Source organism: Luteimonas padinae, from assembly GCF_014652935.1.
Classification (GTDB): domain Bacteria; phylum Pseudomonadota; class Gammaproteobacteria; order Xanthomonadales; family Xanthomonadaceae; genus Luteimonas; species Luteimonas padinae.
On sequence record NZ_BMZT01000006.1, the window covers coordinates 26,690 to 43,189 of the forward strand.

At 73.0% G+C, this 16,500-nt stretch carries 15 protein-coding genes and 1 pseudogene; 9 read left to right on the forward strand and 7 right to left on the reverse strand.

The window, feature by feature from the left end; all coding sequences use genetic code 11:
• Window positions 1–47: 47 nt before the first annotated feature.
• The 3 genes from cysC to IE168_RS08035 are packed head-to-tail and all read right to left on the reverse strand — an operon-like array spanning window position 48 to window position 4,218.
• Window positions 48–1,880, reverse strand: coding sequence for an adenylyl-sulfate kinase (gene cysC, locus IE168_RS08025; protein ID WP_189497006.1), 1,833 nt, complete (start codon window positions 1,878–1,880; stop codon window positions 48–50).
• The gene (gene cysD / locus IE168_RS08030) at window positions 1,880–2,794 is read right to left on the reverse strand and encodes a sulfate adenylyltransferase subunit CysD (protein ID WP_229823257.1); all 915 of its coding nucleotides are present in this window, start codon (window positions 2,792–2,794) and stop codon (window positions 1,880–1,882) included. Before cysD ends, cysC begins: the two co-directional genes overlap by 1 nt.
• Window positions 2,791–4,218 (reverse strand): mannose-1-phosphate guanylyltransferase/mannose-6-phosphate isomerase, encoded by a 1,428-nt coding sequence (locus IE168_RS08035; RefSeq protein ID WP_189497008.1) that lies wholly within the window; start codon window positions 4,216–4,218, stop codon window positions 2,791–2,793. The genes cysD and IE168_RS08035 overlap by 4 nt, the downstream gene beginning before the upstream one ends.
• 81 nt (window positions 4,219–4,299) lie before the next feature.
• Between IE168_RS08035 and IE168_RS08040 the strand changes: the two genes are divergently transcribed.
• From IE168_RS08040 to aqpZ, 5 genes are all read left to right on the forward strand, one after another.
• Complete coding sequence (locus tag IE168_RS08040) at window positions 4,300–5,328, forward strand: aminoglycoside phosphotransferase family protein (RefSeq protein WP_189497010.1); 1,029 nt, start codon at window positions 4,300–4,302, stop codon at window positions 5,326–5,328.
• Window positions 5,325–6,044, forward strand: coding sequence for an N-acetylmuramate alpha-1-phosphate uridylyltransferase MurU (murU, locus tag IE168_RS08045; RefSeq protein WP_189497012.1), 720 nt, complete (start codon window positions 5,325–5,327; stop codon window positions 6,042–6,044). The genes IE168_RS08040 and murU overlap by 4 nt, the downstream gene beginning before the upstream one ends.
• A gap of 23 nt (window positions 6,045–6,067) precedes the next feature.
• Window positions 6,068–6,604, forward strand: coding sequence for a SixA phosphatase family protein (locus IE168_RS08050; protein ID WP_189497014.1), 537 nt, complete (start codon window positions 6,068–6,070; stop codon window positions 6,602–6,604).
• A gap of 171 nt (window positions 6,605–6,775) precedes the next feature.
• Window positions 6,776–7,222, forward strand: a complete 447-nt coding sequence (locus IE168_RS08055; protein WP_189497016.1) for a hypothetical protein — start codon at window positions 6,776–6,778, stop codon at window positions 7,220–7,222.
• A gap of 109 nt (window positions 7,223–7,331) precedes the next feature.
• Complete coding sequence (gene aqpZ / locus IE168_RS08060) at window positions 7,332–8,057, forward strand: aquaporin Z (protein ID WP_189497018.1); 726 nt, start codon at window positions 7,332–7,334, stop codon at window positions 8,055–8,057.
• Window positions 8,058–8,136: 79 nt separating this feature from the next.
• Here aqpZ and IE168_RS08065 read toward each other — a convergent pair.
• The 3 genes and pseudogenes from IE168_RS08065 to IE168_RS08075 all read right to left on the reverse strand — a co-directional run bounded on the left by IE168_RS08065 (window position 8,137) and on the right by IE168_RS08075 (window position 11,792).
• A pseudogene (locus IE168_RS08065) lies at window positions 8,137–8,977 on the reverse strand (pirin family protein).
• Window positions 8,978–9,099: 122 nt separating this feature from the next.
• Entirely contained in the window at window positions 9,100–11,259 is a 2,160-nt protein-coding gene (gene rlmKL / locus IE168_RS08070) for a bifunctional 23S rRNA (guanine(2069)-N(7))-methyltransferase RlmK/23S rRNA (guanine(2445)-N(2))-methyltransferase RlmL (RefSeq protein WP_189497020.1), read from the reverse strand.
• On the reverse strand, window positions 11,256–11,792 hold the full coding sequence (locus IE168_RS08075; RefSeq protein ID WP_189497022.1) for an alpha/beta hydrolase: 537 nt from the start codon (window positions 11,790–11,792) through the stop codon (window positions 11,256–11,258). The genes rlmKL and IE168_RS08075 overlap by 4 nt, the downstream gene beginning before the upstream one ends.
• 24 nt (window positions 11,793–11,816) lie before the next feature.
• Here IE168_RS08075 and IE168_RS08080 point away from each other — a divergent pair, with 24 nt between their 5' ends.
• The 4 genes from IE168_RS08080 (at window position 11,817) to IE168_RS08095 (ending at window position 15,607) form a co-directional block, all read left to right on the forward strand.
• On the forward strand, window positions 11,817–12,413 hold the full coding sequence (locus IE168_RS08080; RefSeq protein WP_386659715.1) for an N-acetylmuramoyl-L-alanine amidase: 597 nt from the start codon (window positions 11,817–11,819) through the stop codon (window positions 12,411–12,413).
• Between the two features lie 167 nt (window positions 12,414–12,580).
• A complete protein-coding gene (gene tesB / locus IE168_RS08085; protein WP_189497024.1) occupies window positions 12,581–13,483 on the forward strand; it encodes an acyl-CoA thioesterase II in 903 nt (300 codons plus the stop codon).
• 4 nt (window positions 13,484–13,487) lie between these two features.
• Entirely contained in the window at window positions 13,488–14,321 is an 834-nt protein-coding gene (locus IE168_RS08090; protein WP_189497026.1) for a putative signal transducing protein, read from the forward strand.
• Window positions 14,322–14,473: 152 nt separating this feature from the next.
• Entirely contained in the window at window positions 14,474–15,607 is a 1,134-nt protein-coding gene (locus tag IE168_RS08095; protein WP_189497028.1) for an RNA polymerase sigma factor, read from the forward strand.
• 97 nt (window positions 15,608–15,704) lie between these two features.
• On the opposite strand, the gene IE168_RS08100 is transcribed toward IE168_RS08095, so the two are convergent.
• Window positions 15,705–16,373: an EF-hand domain-containing protein gene (locus IE168_RS08100; protein ID WP_189497030.1), complete on the reverse strand. Its 669-nt coding sequence runs from the start codon at window positions 16,371–16,373 to the stop codon at window positions 15,705–15,707.
• Window positions 16,374–16,500 lie beyond the last annotated feature (127 nt).

The window sequence follows — 16,500 nt, forward strand, 5'->3', positions numbered from 1 at the left end:
GGGACCGGGCGCAGGTCAAATCGCATGCCGGCTGCGCCCGGCCACAGCTAGTCGAGCAACCGCGCGATGACGCGCTCCGCAAGCGCTTCCGGGCCCCCGGACATCGTGTCCAGCACCAGCTCCGCCGCCTCGGGCGGCTCGTAGGGCGAGTCGATGCCGGTGAAGTTGGGCAGCTCGCCGCGGCGCGCCTTGGCGTAGAGGCCCTTGACGTCGCGGCGCTCGGCTTCGGCCAGCGTCGTGTCGACGAACACTTCGATGAAGTCGCCGTCGTCGAACAGCGCGCGCGCCGAGGCGCGCTCGGCGCGGAACGGCGAGATGAAGCTCACCAGCACGATCAGGCCGGCGTCGGTCATCAGCCGCGCCACGTGGGCGATGCGGCGCAGGTTCTCTACCCGGTCCTCGTCGGTGAAGCCGAGGTCGCGGTTGAGGCCGTGGCGGACGTTGTCGCCGTCGAGCAGGTAGGTGTGGCAGCCGCGCGCGACCAGGCCGCGTTCGACGAGGTTGGCGATGGTCGACTTGCCGGCGCCGGACAGGCCGGTGAACCAGACGCAGCGCGGACGCTGGCCCTTGAGCGCGGCGCGCACCGCGGGCGTCACGTCCAGCGCCTGCCAGTGCAGGTTGTCGGCGCGGCGCAGGCCGTGGCGCACCATGCCGGCGCCCACGGTCGCGCGGGTAAGCATGTCGACCAGGATGAAGCTGCCCAGCGCCGGCTCTTCGGCATACGGGGCGAACGGGATCGGCGCGTCCAGCGCCAGCGCGACCTCGCCGATGTCGTTGGCCTCGAGGCGCTTGGCGGCCAGCGGCTGCAGGGTTTCCGGATCCAGCAGGTGCTTGATCTCGCCCACGCGCGCGCCGACGACGCGGGTACCGGCCTGCAGCTGGTAGCGGCGACCGGGCAGCAGCGCGGCCTCGTCGAACCACAGCAGGTCGGCGACGAACTGGTCGGTGGCGGCCAGCGGCGCGGACGCGGCGGCCAGCACGTCGCCGCGCGCGGCGTCGACGTCCTCGGCCAGCCGCACCGAGACCGCTTCGCCCGCGTGGGCTTCCGCGGCGGACTCGCCCGAGCGGCGCAGCGCCGCCACGGTCGCGGCCACGCCGTCGGGCTCGATGCGCATGGCATCGCCCGGGCGCAGCGTGCCGGAGGCCAGGGTCCCGGCCAGCCAGCGGCCGCCGTCGCCGTCGCGCAGCACCAGCTGCACCGGCAGCCGCGCCGGGAGGCCGGCGCCGCGCGGCGTGACCACCACCGATTCGAGGTGTTCCAGCACCGTCGGGCCGGGGTACCAGGGCATGGCGTCGCGCGCGGGCGTGGTGACGTTGGCGCCCGTGGCGGCGGCCAGCGGGATCACCGCGACGTCGGCGATGCCGAGCTTCCCGGCGTGCGCGCGGTAGGCATCGGCGATGGCCTCGAACACCGCCCGGTCGTGGCCGACGCGGTCCATCTTGTTCACCGCCAGCAGCACGTGGCGCACGCCGAACATCGAGGCGATGGCGGTGTGGCGGAAGGTCTGCGGCAGCAGCCCGCGGGTGGCGTCGACCAGCACGATCGCGAGGTCGGCGACCGAGGCGCCGGTGGCCATGTTGCGCGTGTACTGCACGTGCCCGGGGCAGTCGGCGATCAGGAAGCGGCGGCGCGGCGTGTCCAGGTGGCGCCAGGCGACGTCGATGGTGATGCCCTGCTCGCGCTCGGCCTCCAGGCCGTCGAGCAGCAGCGCGTAGTCGATGTCGCCGCCGCGCGTGCCGTGGGTCGCGCTGGCCTTCGCGAGCGCGGCGCGCTCGTCGTCGGGCACGCGCCCGGCCTCGGCGAGCAGGCGGCCGATCAGGGTGCTCTTGCCGTCGTCGACGCTGCCGCAGGCGACGATTCGCAGGAAATCGCGCGCCATCAGAAGTAGCCCTCGCGCTTCTTCTTCTCCATCGAATCGCCCTCGGCGTGGTCGATCAGGCGGCCGGCGCGCTCGGACTGCGTCCCGGCTTCCATCTCGGCGATGATCGCGTCGAGGTCGGCGGCATCGGATTCCACCGCGCCGGTCAGCGGGTAGCAGCCGAGGGTGCGGAAGCGCACGCGGCGCATCGCGGGCGCCTCGCCCTCGCGCAGCCGGAAGCGGTCGTCGTCGACCATCACCAGGGTGCCGTCGCGTTCCACCACCGGGCGCTCGGCGGCGAAATACAGCGGCACTACCGGGATGCCTTCGCGGCGGATGTAGCGCCAGACGTCCAGCTCGGTCCAGTTCGACAGCGGGAACACGCGCGTGCTCTCGCCGGGATTGACCCGCGCGTTGTACAGGTTCCAGAGCTCCGGGCGCTGCCGGCGCGGATCCCAGCGCTGGTTGCCGTCGCGGAAGGAGAACACGCGCTCCTTGGCGCGCGACTTCTCCTCGTCGCGGCGCGCGCCGCCGATCGCGGCGTCGTACGCACCCGCGGCCAGGGCCTGCTTCAGCGCCAGCGTCTTCATCACCTCGGTGTGGCGGCTGGCGCCGTGGCTCTGCGGGCCGATGCCCTCGCGCACGCCGTCGGGATTGATGTGCACGCGCAGGTCCACGCCGGTGTCCGCCGCGCGCTGGTCGCGGAAGGCGATCATCTCGCGGAACTTCCACGTGGTGTCGACGTGCAGCAGCGGGATCGGCGGCTTCGCCGGCGCGAAGGCCTTCAGCAGCAGGTGCAGCAGCACCGAGCTGTCCTTGCCGATCGAATACAGCATCACCGGCCGGCGGCACTGGCCGGCGACCTCGCGCAGGATGTGCAGGCTCTCCGCCTCGAGGCGGTCGAGCTGCCGGTCGATCGCGCCCGCGTCGCTCACGAGCGGCCGTAGACGTCTTCGTAGCGGACGATGTCGTCCTCGCCCAGGTAGTCGCCCGACTGCACCTCGATCAGCTCCAGCACCTCGGTGCCGGGGTTTTCCAGCCGGTGCTTCGCGCCCAGCGGGATGTAGGTCGACTGGTTGGCATGCAGTTCGAAGACATCGTTGTCGCGGGTGACGCGCGCGGTGCCGCGGACCACGATCCAGTGTTCGGCGCGGCACCTGTGGGACTGCAGGGAGAGCCGCCCGCCGGGCTTGACCTTGATGCGCTTGACCTGGAATCCCTCGTCCTGATCGATCGAGTCGTAGCTGCCCCAGGGGCGATGCACCTCGCGGTGGAGCACGGCGTGGCTGCGGTCGTCGGCCTTCAGCCGCGCGACCACGTCCTTGACCTGCTGCACGCGGTCCTTGGCGGCGACCAGCACCGCGTCGTCGGTCTCGACCACCACCAGGTCGTCGACGCCGACCAGGGCCACCATGCGCCGCGACCAGACGTAGCTGCCGTGGCTGTCGACGGCGATGACCTCGCCGTTGTGCGCGTTGCCGTCGGCGTCCTGTTCGCTCACCGCCCACAGCGCCGACCACGAGCCGACGTCGTTCCAGCCGATGTCCACCGGCAGCACCATCGCGCGGTCGGTCTTCTCCATCACCGCGTAGTCGATAGAATCCGAGGGCGCGGCGGCGAAGGCGTCCTTGCCCAGGCGCACGAAGTCGCCGTCGCGCGCGGCGCCGTCGAACGCAGCGCGCACCGCATCGAGCATGTCCGGGCGGAAGCGGCCGAGCTCCTCGAGGTAGCGCGAGGCCCGGAACAGGAACATGCCGCTGTTCCAGTAGTAGCCGCCGTCGTCGACATAGGCCTGCGCGGTGGCGGCGTCGGGCTTCTCGACGAAGCGCAGCACCTCGCGCACGCCTTCGCCCGCCTGGCCCGCCCCCGCCTGGCCCGCCCCCGCCTGGATGTAGCCGAAGCCGGTCTCGGCCGCCTCGGGCACGATGCCGAAGGTCACCAGCGCACCGGACTCCGCTGCCGGCATCGCCTCGCGCACGGCCGCCTGGAAGGCAGGAGCGTCGCGCACGACGTGGTCGGACGGCAGCACCAGCAGCAGCGGATCGGCGCCGCCGGCCATGGCCTGCAGCGCGGCCGCGGCGATCGCCGGCGCCGTGTTGCGGCCGACCGGCTCGAGCACGATCGCCGCGCCGTCCACGCCGGCCTGGCGCAGCTGTTCGCCGGCCAGGAACCGGTGCTCTTCGTTCGCGACCACGATCGGCGCCAGCGTCGCCAGCGGCGCCACCCGCAGCCAGGTGTCCTGCAGCATGGTGCGGTCGCCCGACAGCGCCAGGAACTGCTTCGGATAGGCCTCGCGCGAGAGCGGCCAGAGCCGCGTGCCGGAGCCTCCGGACAGGAGCACGGGTTGCAGCTGGGTCATGGTGCGGCGGGCCTGTGGTGTCGTGCGGGAAGCCCGCAGTTTACCCTGTGCGCGACGCCGCCCCGCCGGCCCGGAGACCGCATGAGCACCGCCACCGAAGACCCCCGCGCCGGCGAGCGCGACGACTGGGCCCGCGCCGCCACCGGGCGGCCAGACCTGGCGTTGGCGCGTGCCTCGGCCGATGCCGGGTTCCGCAGCTACTGGCGCGCCACCGCCCCGGGCCACGACAGCCTGGTGGTGATGGATTCGCCACCGGCGCTGGAGGACGTGCGCCCCTGGCTGCGCATGCACGAGCTCTTCGAGCGCGGCGGCGTGCGGGTGCCGCGGGTGCTCGCGTGCGACGTCGAGCGCGGCTTCCTGCTGCTCGAGGACCTCGGCGTGGACACCCTTCTGCACGTGATCGACGCCGGCAACGCCGATGCGCACTTCGACGCCGCCATCGACCAGCTCCTGCGCATCCAGGCCATCCCCGCGCCCGACGACCTGCCGCGCTACGACGAGGCCATGCTCGGCCGCGAACTGCGCCTGTTCGACGACTGGTTCCTGGGACGCCATCTCGGCGCCACGCTGGACTGCGGCGACCTCGAGGCGCTCGACCTCGCCTACCGCGTGCTCGTCGATGCCGCCCTTGCGCAGCCGCGGGTGCTGGTGCATCGCGACTACATGCCGCGCAACCTGATGCCGGCGGCCGATGGGCTGGCCGTGCTCGATTTCCAGGACGCCGTGGCGGGGCCGGTGGCCTACGACGCGACCAGCCTGTTCAAGGACGCGTTCCTGAGCTGGCCGCCCGCACGCGTGGACGCATGGCTGCTGCGCTACCACGCCCGTGCCCGCGACGCCGGCGTGCCGGTCCCGGCGGCGCCCGAACGCTTCCTGCGCGATGCCCGCCTGATCGGCATCCAGCGCCACCTGAAGGTGCTCGGCATCTTCGCTCGGCTGAAGCACCGCGACGGAAAACCGAAATACATCGCCGATGCGCCGCGCTTCCTCGCCTATCTCGACGAAGCGCTGCCGCGGCACCCGGAGCTCGCGCCGCTCGCCGGAGTGCTCGATCGCCACGTGCGTCCGGCCCTGGCCGTCGCCGGCGAGCGGCCAGGCGCGGCGACGTGAAGGCGCTGGTCCTTGCGGCCGGGCTCGGCGAGCGCATGCGTCCGCTGACCGACACCACGCCCAAGCCGCTGCTGGCCGTGGGCGGCAAGCCGCTGCTCGCCTGGCACCTCGAGAAGCTGGCGGCGATCGGCGTGCGCGACGTCGTGGTCAATACGTCGTGGCTGGCCGACCGCTTCCCGCTGGCATTGGGCGACGGCGCGCGCTGGGGCCTGCGCATCGACTACTCCTACGAAGGGCCGACGCCGCTGGAGACCGGCGGCGGCATGTGGCAGGCACTGAGCCTGCTCGGCGACGCCCCCTTCATCGCGGTCAACGGCGATGTCTGGGCCGACTTCGATTTCGCGCGACTGCCGGCGTCGCCGCGCGGCGACGCGCACCTGGTGCTGGTCGACAGCCCGGAGCACAACCGCGGCGGCGACTTCGCGCTCGACGCAGGCGGCACCGTCTCCAGCGAGGGCGCCGAACGGCTCACCTTCGCCGGCATCGGCGTGTACCGGCCGTCGCTGTTCGACGGCTGGCGCGACGTGATCGGCGACGCAACCGGCGCCGGCGACACCCCGCCGCGCTTCAAGCTCGCGCCGCTGCTGCGCGCGGCCATGGCGCGGTCACGGGTGACGGGCGAACACCACCGCGGCCGCTGGACCGACGTCGGCACGCCCGCGCGGCTGGCGGCGCTGGACGCGGAGCTGCGCGGGACCGGGCACGGCGGGGCATGAATCGCGGCGTATGCTGTAGCCCCATGCGCAGCGCCCTCCTCGCCACCCTGGCCTTCGCCGCGGCCGCATCGCCGGCCTCCTTCGCCATCGGGCCCGCGGGCATCGTCGGACCCCCGCCTACGCCGTTGACCATCGTGGTCGTGCGCCACGCCGAGAAGGCCAGCGATACCGCGCGCGATCCGGAGCTGTCCGATGCCGGCCACGCACGCGCCCGCGCGTTGGCCGCAGCGCTGCGCGACGAGCCGCTGGTCGCGGCCTGGTCCAGCGACTTCCGGCGCACCCGCCAGACCGCGGAACCTGCGGCGCAGGCACACGGACTGGACGTGCGGACCTACGACGCCGCGCTCCCCGCAGAAGAATTCGCCAGGCAGCTGCGCCGCGCCAACGACAGCGGCTTCGTGCTGGTGGTCGGCCACAGCAACACCGTGCCCGGCATCGTCGCCGCCCTGTGCGGCTGCGAGGTCGACCCGATCGACGAAAGCGTCTACGGCGGCCGCTACGACGTGCGCTTCGACGCGGATGGCCGCGCCACGCTCACCGTCAGCCACTTCCCTGCGTGACCCGCGCACGGTCCGCCGCCGGCATCACGCCGGCGGCCGTCCGAGCCTGGATCCGCGGGAAACCTCGCATTCGCTCCGCAAAGCGTGACATTCATCACGGATTTTGACGCGCCGCACCAGACACTCTCCAGAAGACGGGGCGCATGCTCAGGCGCTGCCCAGGGGGACATCATGAAAGCGAAGACTCTGCTGGCCACGGCCATCCTGCTTTTGGCGGGCACTGCCCATGCCCAGTCGTCGAGCAGTTGCCCGACGCTGCCGGCCAACAGCGGCACGGCATGGGAACGGCTCGACGGCGACGGCTACACCTTCTGCAAGGCCATCCGCGAGAGCGACGGGCACCAGGTGCTGGCGGTGATGATCACCGACGACGCGCCGTTCAAGCCGCGACGCGCCAACCGCATCCAGGAAGCCCGGATCGACGGCGACCCGAACTGGTGGTACCGCAGCGAGCTCTCCGGCAGCGTCGGCATCGAGGTGCGCGAGACCCTGGTCGAACTCGATTCCAGGCACGTCGCCCACATCTCGGCGCGCGCGACCAACGAGCAGGACATGTCGCAGGCGATGTCCCTGGCTGAAACGCTGCGCTTCGACGACGTCCGCCTCTCGATCAATTGATCCGGCCGGCGCCGGCTTAACGCGGCGCGAACATCTCCGGGCCTGCCCGGAGTTAGCGTATCCCCCGGAGAGGGCGGCCAGCCCGGCCGCCCGATATCGAGGGGGCAACATGATCAGGAAACTCGCGGCCGAGTTCATCGGCACGTTCTGGCTGGTCCTTGGCGGTTGCGGCAGCGCCGTGCTCGCCGCGCACTTCGGCGGCGACGGCAATCCGCTGGGGATCGGTTTCCACGGCGTCGCGCTGGCCTTCGGCCTGACGGTGCTGACCGGCGCCTATGCCTTCGGCCACATTTCCGGCGCGCACTTCAATCCGGCGGTCAGCGTGGGCCTGTGGGCCGGGGGCCGCTTCCCGGTGTCGGCGCTCGTGCCCTACATCATCGCCCAGGTGGCCGGTGGCGCCTTCGCAGGCTGGATCCTGTACCTCATCGCCAGCGGCAACCCGGGGTTCTCGATCGACCCCGCGGCCGCGGGCGCCTTCGCGAGCAACGGCTACGGCGCGCTGTCGCCGGGCGGCTATTCGCTGGTCGCCGCCGCGCTGTGCGAAGCGGTGCTCACCGCGATGTTCGTGGTCGTGATCATGGGCGCGACCCACGGCCGCGCACCCGCGGCGCTGGCCCCGGTGGCCATCGGCCTGGCGCTCACCCTGATCCACCTGGTCAGCATCCCGGTCACCAACACTTCGGTGAACCCGGCGCGTTCGACCGCGGTGGCGTTGTTCGCAGGCTCCGGTGCGATGGGCCAGCTGTGGCTGTTCTGGGTGGCGCCACTGCTGGGCGCAGTGGTCGGCGGCGGCATCTACGGCTGGCTGGGCCGCGAGCCGGCGGCGGCGGACTGACCCGCGCGAGGCGGACTGCATGACGAAGAAGGGCGGCGCACCGGCGCCGCCCTTCTTCTGTCACCGTGCTCCACAGCGGTCAGAAGCGGCCTTCCTGGAAGTCGACGAAGGCCTGCATGAGTTCCTGCCGCGTGTTCATCACGAACGGCCCGTGGCGCGCCACCGGTTCGCGCAGCGGCCGTCCGGCGATCAGCAGCACGCGCGCGCCCTCGGCGCCGGCCTGGATGCGCAGCAGGTCGCCGCCGCCGAGGATCGCCAGCTCCTGGCTGGCCACGGCGCGGGCTTCGTCACCGGAGCCGAGCGTGGCCTCGCCCTCGAAGACATAGGCGAAGGCGTTGTGGCCCTCGGGCAACCGGTGCTCCCAGGCGACGCCGGCTTCCAGCGTGGCGTCGAGGTACAGCGGCGATGTCGCCGGCTGCTCGATCGGCCCGCGCACGCGGCCGCCGTCGCCCGCGTCCAGTTCGCCGGCGATCACGCGCACCTCCACGCCCGCGGCGGGACGCGCCACCGGGATGCGGTCGGGCGCGAACTCCTGGTAGCGCGGCTCGGTCATCTTGTCCTTCGCCGGCAGGTTCACCCACAGCTGGAAGCCGCGCATGCGGCCTTCCTCCTGCTCGGGCATTTCCGAGTGCACCAGGCCGCGGCCGGCGGTCATCCACTGCACGCTGCCGGGCACCAGCAGGCCTTCGTTGCCGTGGTTGTCGCGATGGCGCATGCGGCCGTCGAGCATGCTCCGGGAAGCCGGCGATGTAGTCCTCGGCGCGGTCGGTGCCGAACTCGTCCAGCAGCAGGAACGGGTCGAGGTCGGGCAGCCCGGGGCCGCCGATGACGCGCGTGAGTTTGACGCCCGCGCCGTCGGACGCGGCGCTGCCGCGCACCTTGCGCACCACGCGGGTGGAATCGAAGCGGGTCGTGGCCATGGCGGACTCCTCCTGGGGACTCCCTCCATCATGGTGCCGCGGCTCCGGCGCGGAAGTCCCGCCCCTGCAACGCTGCGGTGCCGGCGGTCGCGGCCGCCCGACGGCGGCCCCCGCAGGCGCCATCAGCGCAGCTGCAGGCGCCAGGCGCGGTGGATCCGCGGGTTGCGAGCGAAATCGGGCGGCACCGTCCCGGCGGTGATGTCCTCGCAGGCCGCGAACGCCGCCACCGCCTCCTCGTCCAGCCGGAAGCGCCGGTAATTGTTGGAGAAGTACAGCACGCCGTGCGGCGACAGCCGCGCCACCGCGGCCTGGAGCAGGCGCACGTGCTGGCGCTGCATGTCGAAGTCGTCGGCGCGCGCGGAGTTCGAGAACGTCGGCGGATCGCAGAACACGAGGTCGTATTCGCCGTCGTCGGCCTCCAGCCAGGCGACCGCGTCGGCCTGCACCATCCGGTGCGCCTGGCCGCCGAGCGGGCGGCCGTCGACGCGGTTGCCGCGCAGGTTGTCCGCGGCCCACTGCAGGTAGGTCGCCGACAGGTCGACGCTGGTGGTGCTGGCGGCGCCGCCCACGGCGGCGTGCACGGTGGCCGCGCCGGTGTAGCAGAACAGGTTGAGGAAGCGCTTGCCGCGCGCCTCGCGCTGCAGCCGCGCGCGCAGCGGGCGGTGGTCGAGGAACAGGCCGGTGTCGAGGTAGTCGAACAGGTTCACGCGCAGGCGCGCGGCGCCTTCGCGCACGGTGATGTACTCGCCGCGACGCTCGGGGCCGCCGGCGCCTGCGTACTTGCTGCCGCCCTTGCCGCGCGCGCGGACCTTGGTGGCGATGCGCTCGCGCGGCACGCCGAACACCTCGCGCGCGGCGGCCAGCACCTCGCCGAAGCGGCGGCGCACGTCGGCCTCGGGGATGTCGGCGGGCGCGGCGTACTCCTGCACGTGCAGCCAGCTCGCGTCGGGGTCGTCGGCCTCGGTGTAGACGTCGATCGCGACCGCGTATTCCGGCAGGTCGGCGTCGTAGGCGCGATAGCAGGACACGTCCTCGCGCACCCGCCAGGACTTCGACGCGCGCAGGTTCTTGCGCAGCCGGTTGGCCAGCATCTGCGCACCGGGACCCAGCGGCCGCGGCGCGCTGTCCTCACGCAGCGGCGGCTGCACCGGGTCAGCGACCAGCAGCGCGCACTCGAGCGCGCCGTTGAACACCTGGTAAACCTTCTGCGGGCGCAGGCCGGTGGCGCGCGCGAGCTCGGGGCTGCCGCAGAGCAGGCTCGCGCGCCAGTACGGCGCGATGCGCCTGAGCGCGTCGCCAAGGCCGCGGTAGAGCTGGGCGTCGGCCGCCAGGCGGGCATCGTAGGGCGGATTGCTGGCCACCAGGCCGCGCACCTGCTGCATCGGCCGCAGCGCGGCGACCTGGCGCTCGTCGAACTGGACGGCCTCGGCGAAGCCGGCCGCTTCGACGTTGGCACGCGCGGCGCGCAGCGCGGCGGGATCGACGTCGCTGCCGAAGAACACCGGACGCAGCGCCTCGCGGCCGGCGCGCTCGCGCTGCAGCGCCTCGGCGCGCAGCGCGTCCCAGGCGGCGAGGTCGAAGCCGCTCCAGCGCGAGGGCACCGCGCCGCCGTGGCGCAGCAGCCCGGGCGCGACGTCGGCGGCCATCGCCGCGCCTTCCAGCAGCAGGGTGCCGCTGCCGCACATCGGGTCGAGCAGCGCGCCGCCCTCGGCGTGCACCTGCGGCCAATGCCCGCGCAGCAGCACCGCCGCGGCCAGGGTTTCCTTCAGCGGCGCATCGCCCTGGGCACGGCGCCAGCCGCGGCGATGCAGCGCGCCGCCGCCGAGGTCGACCGACAGCACCGCGCGGCCCTTGCGCACCACGAGGTTGAGCAGCAGGTCCGGCGACTCGAGGTCGACGTCCGGGCGCTCGCCGGTCCCGGCGCGCAGGCTGTCGACCACGGCGTCCTTGACCCGCTGCGCGGCGTAGCGCGCGTGGGTGATGGCATCGCCGGACACGCGGGCGTCGACCGCCAGGGTGCGCCCCGGCGCCAGATGCTCCTGCCACGGCAGCGCCGCGACGTTGCGGTACAGCGCGTCCTCGCTGTCGCAGTAGAACTCGGCCAGCGGCCACAGCACCCGGCTGGCCAGGCGCGACCACATCACCGCGCGCTGCGCGTCGGGCAGTTCGCCCTCGACGTTGACGCCGGCCACGGTGGCGGTGGCGCGCTCGCAGCCGAGCGCGACCAGCTCGTCGGCCAGCAGGTATTCGAGGCCCTTGCCGCAGCTCGCGAAGAACTTCACGGCGCCAGCGACCCGAGCAGTTCGGCGAACAGCGCGGCGGAGGCGTCGACGTGGCCGGACAGCCGGTGGCCGTCGTCGACCAGCAGCAGGCGGTCGCGGCGCGGTGCGGCCCAGGCGATGACATCGGCGGCCGGGATCAGCTCGTCGTCCCAGCCATGGATGATCGCGGTCGGCACGGCGGCGGCCTCCAGCGGGTACTCGCCGCCGCGATTGATCGGCGGCGCCATCAGGAACAGCGCGCGCACCGGGACCTGCAGCGACATCCGCCCGGAGATCCAGGCGCCCAGGCTCGATCCCGCGAGCACCAGGGGGCCGTCCGCGGCACGGGCGGCCGCCAGCGCCTGCAGGTGCGCCAGGCGCGCGGCGACGTCGCCGTGCCGGCCCAGCTCGAGCTTCGCGTCGAACGCGGTGTAGTCGGGACGCTCGTGGCTCCAGCCCAGGCGCTCGGCGACCTCGGCCAGCGCGGTGACCTTGGTCGCGTCGGGGCCGCTTTCGAAGCCGTGGGACAGGATGCAGTGGCCGCGAAGGCTCATGGTGTCGCCGGTGCCGGGGGAACCGTGAATGCTAGCATCGCGGCCGTCTCCAGCCCGGGCCGCGACGTGCGCATCCACCCCCTGCCCTACGAACGCCTGCTGGACGCGCGGCCGCTGTTCCAGGTGGACCTGGTGGTGATCCACTGCACCGAACTGCCCGACCTGGCGACGGCGCGGGAATACGGCGAACGCGTGCTGTACCCGGCCAGCGGCACCGGCAACAGCGGCCACTGGTACGTCGACCGCGACGGCGGCATCGAGCGCTGGGTCGATCCCGCCCGCATCGCCCACCACGTGCGCGGCTTCAATCCGCGCTCGGTGGGCATCGAACTGGTGAACAGCGGCCGCTTCCCGCACTGGCTGGATTCGCGCCACCAGGCGATGGACGAGCCCTATCCCGAAGAGCAACTCGAGGCGCTGGCGGTCCTGCTGCGGACGCTGTGCGCGGAGCTGCCGGCACTGCGCTGGATCGCCGGCCACGACGACCTGGATACGGACCAGGTGCCGGCCAGCAACGACGCCTCGGTCCTGGTCCACCGCAAGCGCGACCCGGGGCCGATGTTTCCGTGGCCGCGGGTGCTCGAAGCGGTGCCGCTGCAGCGGCTGCCACTGACCGGCTGATCTTCCTCGCGCCGCCGTCGCCCCATCTGTGGGAGCGGCTACAGCCGCGATTGGCGCCGCGGGAATGGCGATCGCAGCTATAGCTGCTCCTACATAAAGGCAAGGGGAAGGCTGCATATGCAGGCCCGAGCCGGCTCCCCGCCGGGCGCCAAAGCTATACTCGCGCGATGCCCGACCACGCCCCCGCCCCTGCCTCCGAACTCCTCGACCTGCTCACCCTCGAGCGCCTCGAGGACAACCTGTTCCGCGGCCAGAGCCGCGACATCGGCACGAAGTACGTCTTCGGCGGCCAGGTGCTGGGCCAGGCGCTGTCGGCCGCGCAGGCCACGCTGACGCAGCCGCGCGGCGCGCACTCGCTGCACGCCTATTTCCTGCGCGCCGGCGACATCGAGCATCCGATCGTCTACGACGTCGACCGCACCCGCGACGGCGGCAGCTTCTCGGTGCGCCGGGTCACCGCGATCCAGCACGGCAAGGTGATCTTCTTCTGCGCGGCCTCGTTCCAGGACGCCGAGCACAGCGCCGAGCACCAGCTGTCGATGCCCGAGGTGCCGAAGCCGGAGGACATCGAGCCCGCGCACGCCATCCCCGAACAGGTGCTGGCGACCCTGCCGACCAAGGTCCAGCGCTGGCTCGACCGCAGCGGCCCCTTCGAGTTCCGCCACGTCTATCCGCGCGACGAGCTCAATCCGCCCAAGCGCCCGCCCTACCAGCAGGTCTGGTTCCGCCTTGCCGAGAAGGTCGGCGATGCGCCCGAGCTGCACCGCACGCTGCTGGCCTACGCCTCCGACTTCCATCTGCTGGGCACGGCCACGTTCCCGCACGGCATCAGCTACTACACGCCCAACGTGCAGATGGCGTCGCTCGACCACGCGCTTTGGTTCCACCGGCCGTTCCGCGCCGACGACTGGCTGCTGTATTCGATCGACAGCCCGAGCGCGCAGGGATCGCGCGGCCTGGCGCGCGGCCTGATCTACGACCGCCAGGGCCGCCTGGTCGCGAGCACCGCCCAGGAAGGCATGATCCGCGTCGTCGGCGGGGCCCCCGCACCGGCCGCGGCCGGGAGCTGACGCCGTGCGCCAGGTGTTTTCCAGCCCCCGCATCGAGAACGTCGAGGCGGTGGCGAGGATGCTCGAAGAGGCGGGCATCGAAGTCCGCGTCAACAACGGACGCTCCTACCGCGGCGCCATCCGCGGCAACTTCAGCTATCGCGAGGAAGGCGGCGGCGGGCCGCGGCCTTCGGTGTGGGTGATCCGCTCGGACCAGCAGCCCGAGGCGCGGCGCATGTTGCGCGAAGCAGGCCTGCTGCAGTCGCCGGTGCGCGGGGACAGCTTCCTGCCTGGCGGGACTGCGTCGTCCACGCAGGCGGCGGCGCAGCCCGCGCGCGGCGCCGGCCGCTTCCGCTACGGCCTGCTGCTGGCCGTAGCGGTGACCGCGGCGCTGGCGCTGCTGGCCTGGCGCGCTGGCCGCGACGATACCGGCATCGCGGACGGGGCCGCAGGTCGCGCCCCGGCCGCTCCGACGTCCGCCCCGGCCGCACAGCCGGACCTGCCCGGCATGCCCGAGGTCGCCTTCCTTCCGGAGGAGGCCTTCACGGTCGCGACGCCGCCCGCCCTCGCGGCCACCCTGCTGCGCGCCGAACTGGCCGCGGCCGGCACCTCCCGCGGCTGCCTGGCCATCGACGGCATCGACCCTGACCCGGAACTGCTGCGGGAACTCGCCGCCGCCGGGCTCGACGTGCTGGCGGCCTCGGCCTGCGCCGGCGACCGCCTGACCGTCTCCGTTTCCGGGTACCGCACCGACGGCTCCGGTGCCGGCACCGTGCAGGTGGCTGTCGACGACGGCGACGCACGGACCCTGGCGGTGCGCCGCGAAGGCCGCGACTGGCTGCGCGAGCCCGCGCCCTGAGCCACGCCCCGGCTGGCGCAAGCACGCCCGTCCCGGTCGGCCCGGGCCGCAGGTGCCCCGCACGGCCGCATCCGGCGGCCATCGGTCACGTTCCGCGCCGGGCCCCGTCTGGCTAGGATGGTGCCCGCCCGGCACCGCCACGCGACCCGCCCATGACCGCCTGTGCCATCGACGCCCTGATCCACCGCGAACTGCCCGCCGCCGCCGGTGGCTGCGAGCAGGCCTATACGCGCATCATCGTCGCCAGCCAGAACACGGTGACCGCCGTGGCCCTGGCGATCACCCGCGACCCGACGGCCAGCGAGGACATCGCGCAGGAGGCCTTCCTCTCCGCCTGGCAGAACCTCAGGCGCCTGCAGAACCCGTCCAGCTTCCTGCCCTGGCTGCGCCAGATCACCCGCAACCTGGCCTTCGACCACCTGCGCCGCCACCGCAACCGCGCGATCGGCGGCGAGGTCGCGGAGATCGCGATCAGCCATGCCGCCGACCCGTCGCTGCTGCCCGAAGAGCAGCTGATCGACGCCGAGCGCGAGCGCATGGCGGCCGAGCTGATCTCCGAGCTGCCCGAGGACAGCCGCGAAGTGCTGCTGCTGTACTACCGCGAGGGCCAGAATTCGCGCCAGGTGGCCGAGCTGCTCGGCCTGTCCGACGCCGCCGTGCGCAAGCGGCTGTCGCGCGCGCGCAAGAGCCTGCGCGGCGACCTGCTGTCGCGCTTCAGCGAGTTCGCGCGCGCCACGGCGCCGGGCACCGCGTTCGCGGTCGGCGTCACCGCGATGCTGGGTTTCAGCCGCCCGGCCGCGGCGGCGGGCTTCGCCAAGGTCGGCGGCAGCGTGCTCGGCAGCGTGCTTGGCAAGGGTGTGCTGGGCACGGCCGGCGCGCTCGGCGGCGGCCTGCTCGCCGGCCTGGTCACCGCCTGGCTGTGCCGGAAGATGCTCACCGCCTACGCCGATGACGAGTCCGAGCGCGCGGACATCCTGCGCGTCTACCACACCTACATCTGGACCTCGCTGGTGGCGGTGGGCCTGACCCTGGCCTCCGCGTTCGTGTTCGACAGCCTGGTGCCGACCTATGCGCTGGCGCTGGCGGCGATCGCGGTGCTGAACTGGCAACTGCTCGGCCCGCTGGCGCGCGTCATGAATCCGCTGCTGCGCCGCGACGCCATGCGCAACCCCGAAGGCGCGCGCATGCGCCAGCTGCTGTACCGGCTGACCTTCGGCCCCAGCGGCGTGGTGATCAGCAACCTGGCGATCATCGGCGGCCTGGTGCTGCTGTACCTCAAGGGCTGAGGCTCACGCCACGAAATACGAAAAAAGGCCCGCGCCGTGAAGCGCGGGCCCCGGCGCCGGTCGTCCCGGCGCCACCCCATCATCGTGGACGCTGCGCTCAGCGGCGCTTGCCGGCCTCGAGTTCGGCGCGGCTGAGGAAGCCGTCGCGGTTGTCGTCCATCCACGCGAAGCGCTTCGACAGGCGAGGCATCTTCTCGTCGACCTCGACCCGGCTCAGCCTGCCGTCCTTGTTGAGGTCGGCGGCGGCGAAGGCCTCGGCGAAGCGCTTCTCGCCCGCCTCGCGCATCTGCGTGCGCATGCGCTCCTGGTGCTCGGCGGCCTCGCTGCGGACGATGTAGCCGTCCTTGTTGACATCGATGGCGTCGAAATCGAAGCCCATGCGCGGGCCGGCCGGCATGCCTGCGCGCTCGTGACGCCCGCCGCGGTCGGCGCGCTGCGGCTTGGCGGCGCCGGCTTCCGCACGCTTGGCGATGCGGGCTTCGCGAGCCTCGTCGCGCGCGGCCTTGGCGGCGTCGAACTCGGCGCGGCTGACGCGACCGTCGCCGTCGGTGTCCATGCGCTCGATGCCGCCGTGCATGGCGTGGCCACGATGGCCGAAGTGACCCCGGCCGTGGCGCTTCGCACGGTCGCCCGCGGCGTCGGCGTGCGCGGCCCCGGCGGAAGCATCCGCCTTGGCGGCGGGCGCGGACTGGGCGACGGCCAGGCCGGCGGCACCAAGGGAAGCCACGGCGATGGCGGTGGCGAAGAACAGGGCATGACGCTTCATGCGTGACTCCTTTGCTGGCAGCGGCATTGCTGCAGGTGCACCGGTCAACGCATGGCCCCGGACGCGGTTGACCCCAGGCCCGACGCGTTCAGCCTCCAGCCGGTTCGCAGGGGATGCGACGCGGCGC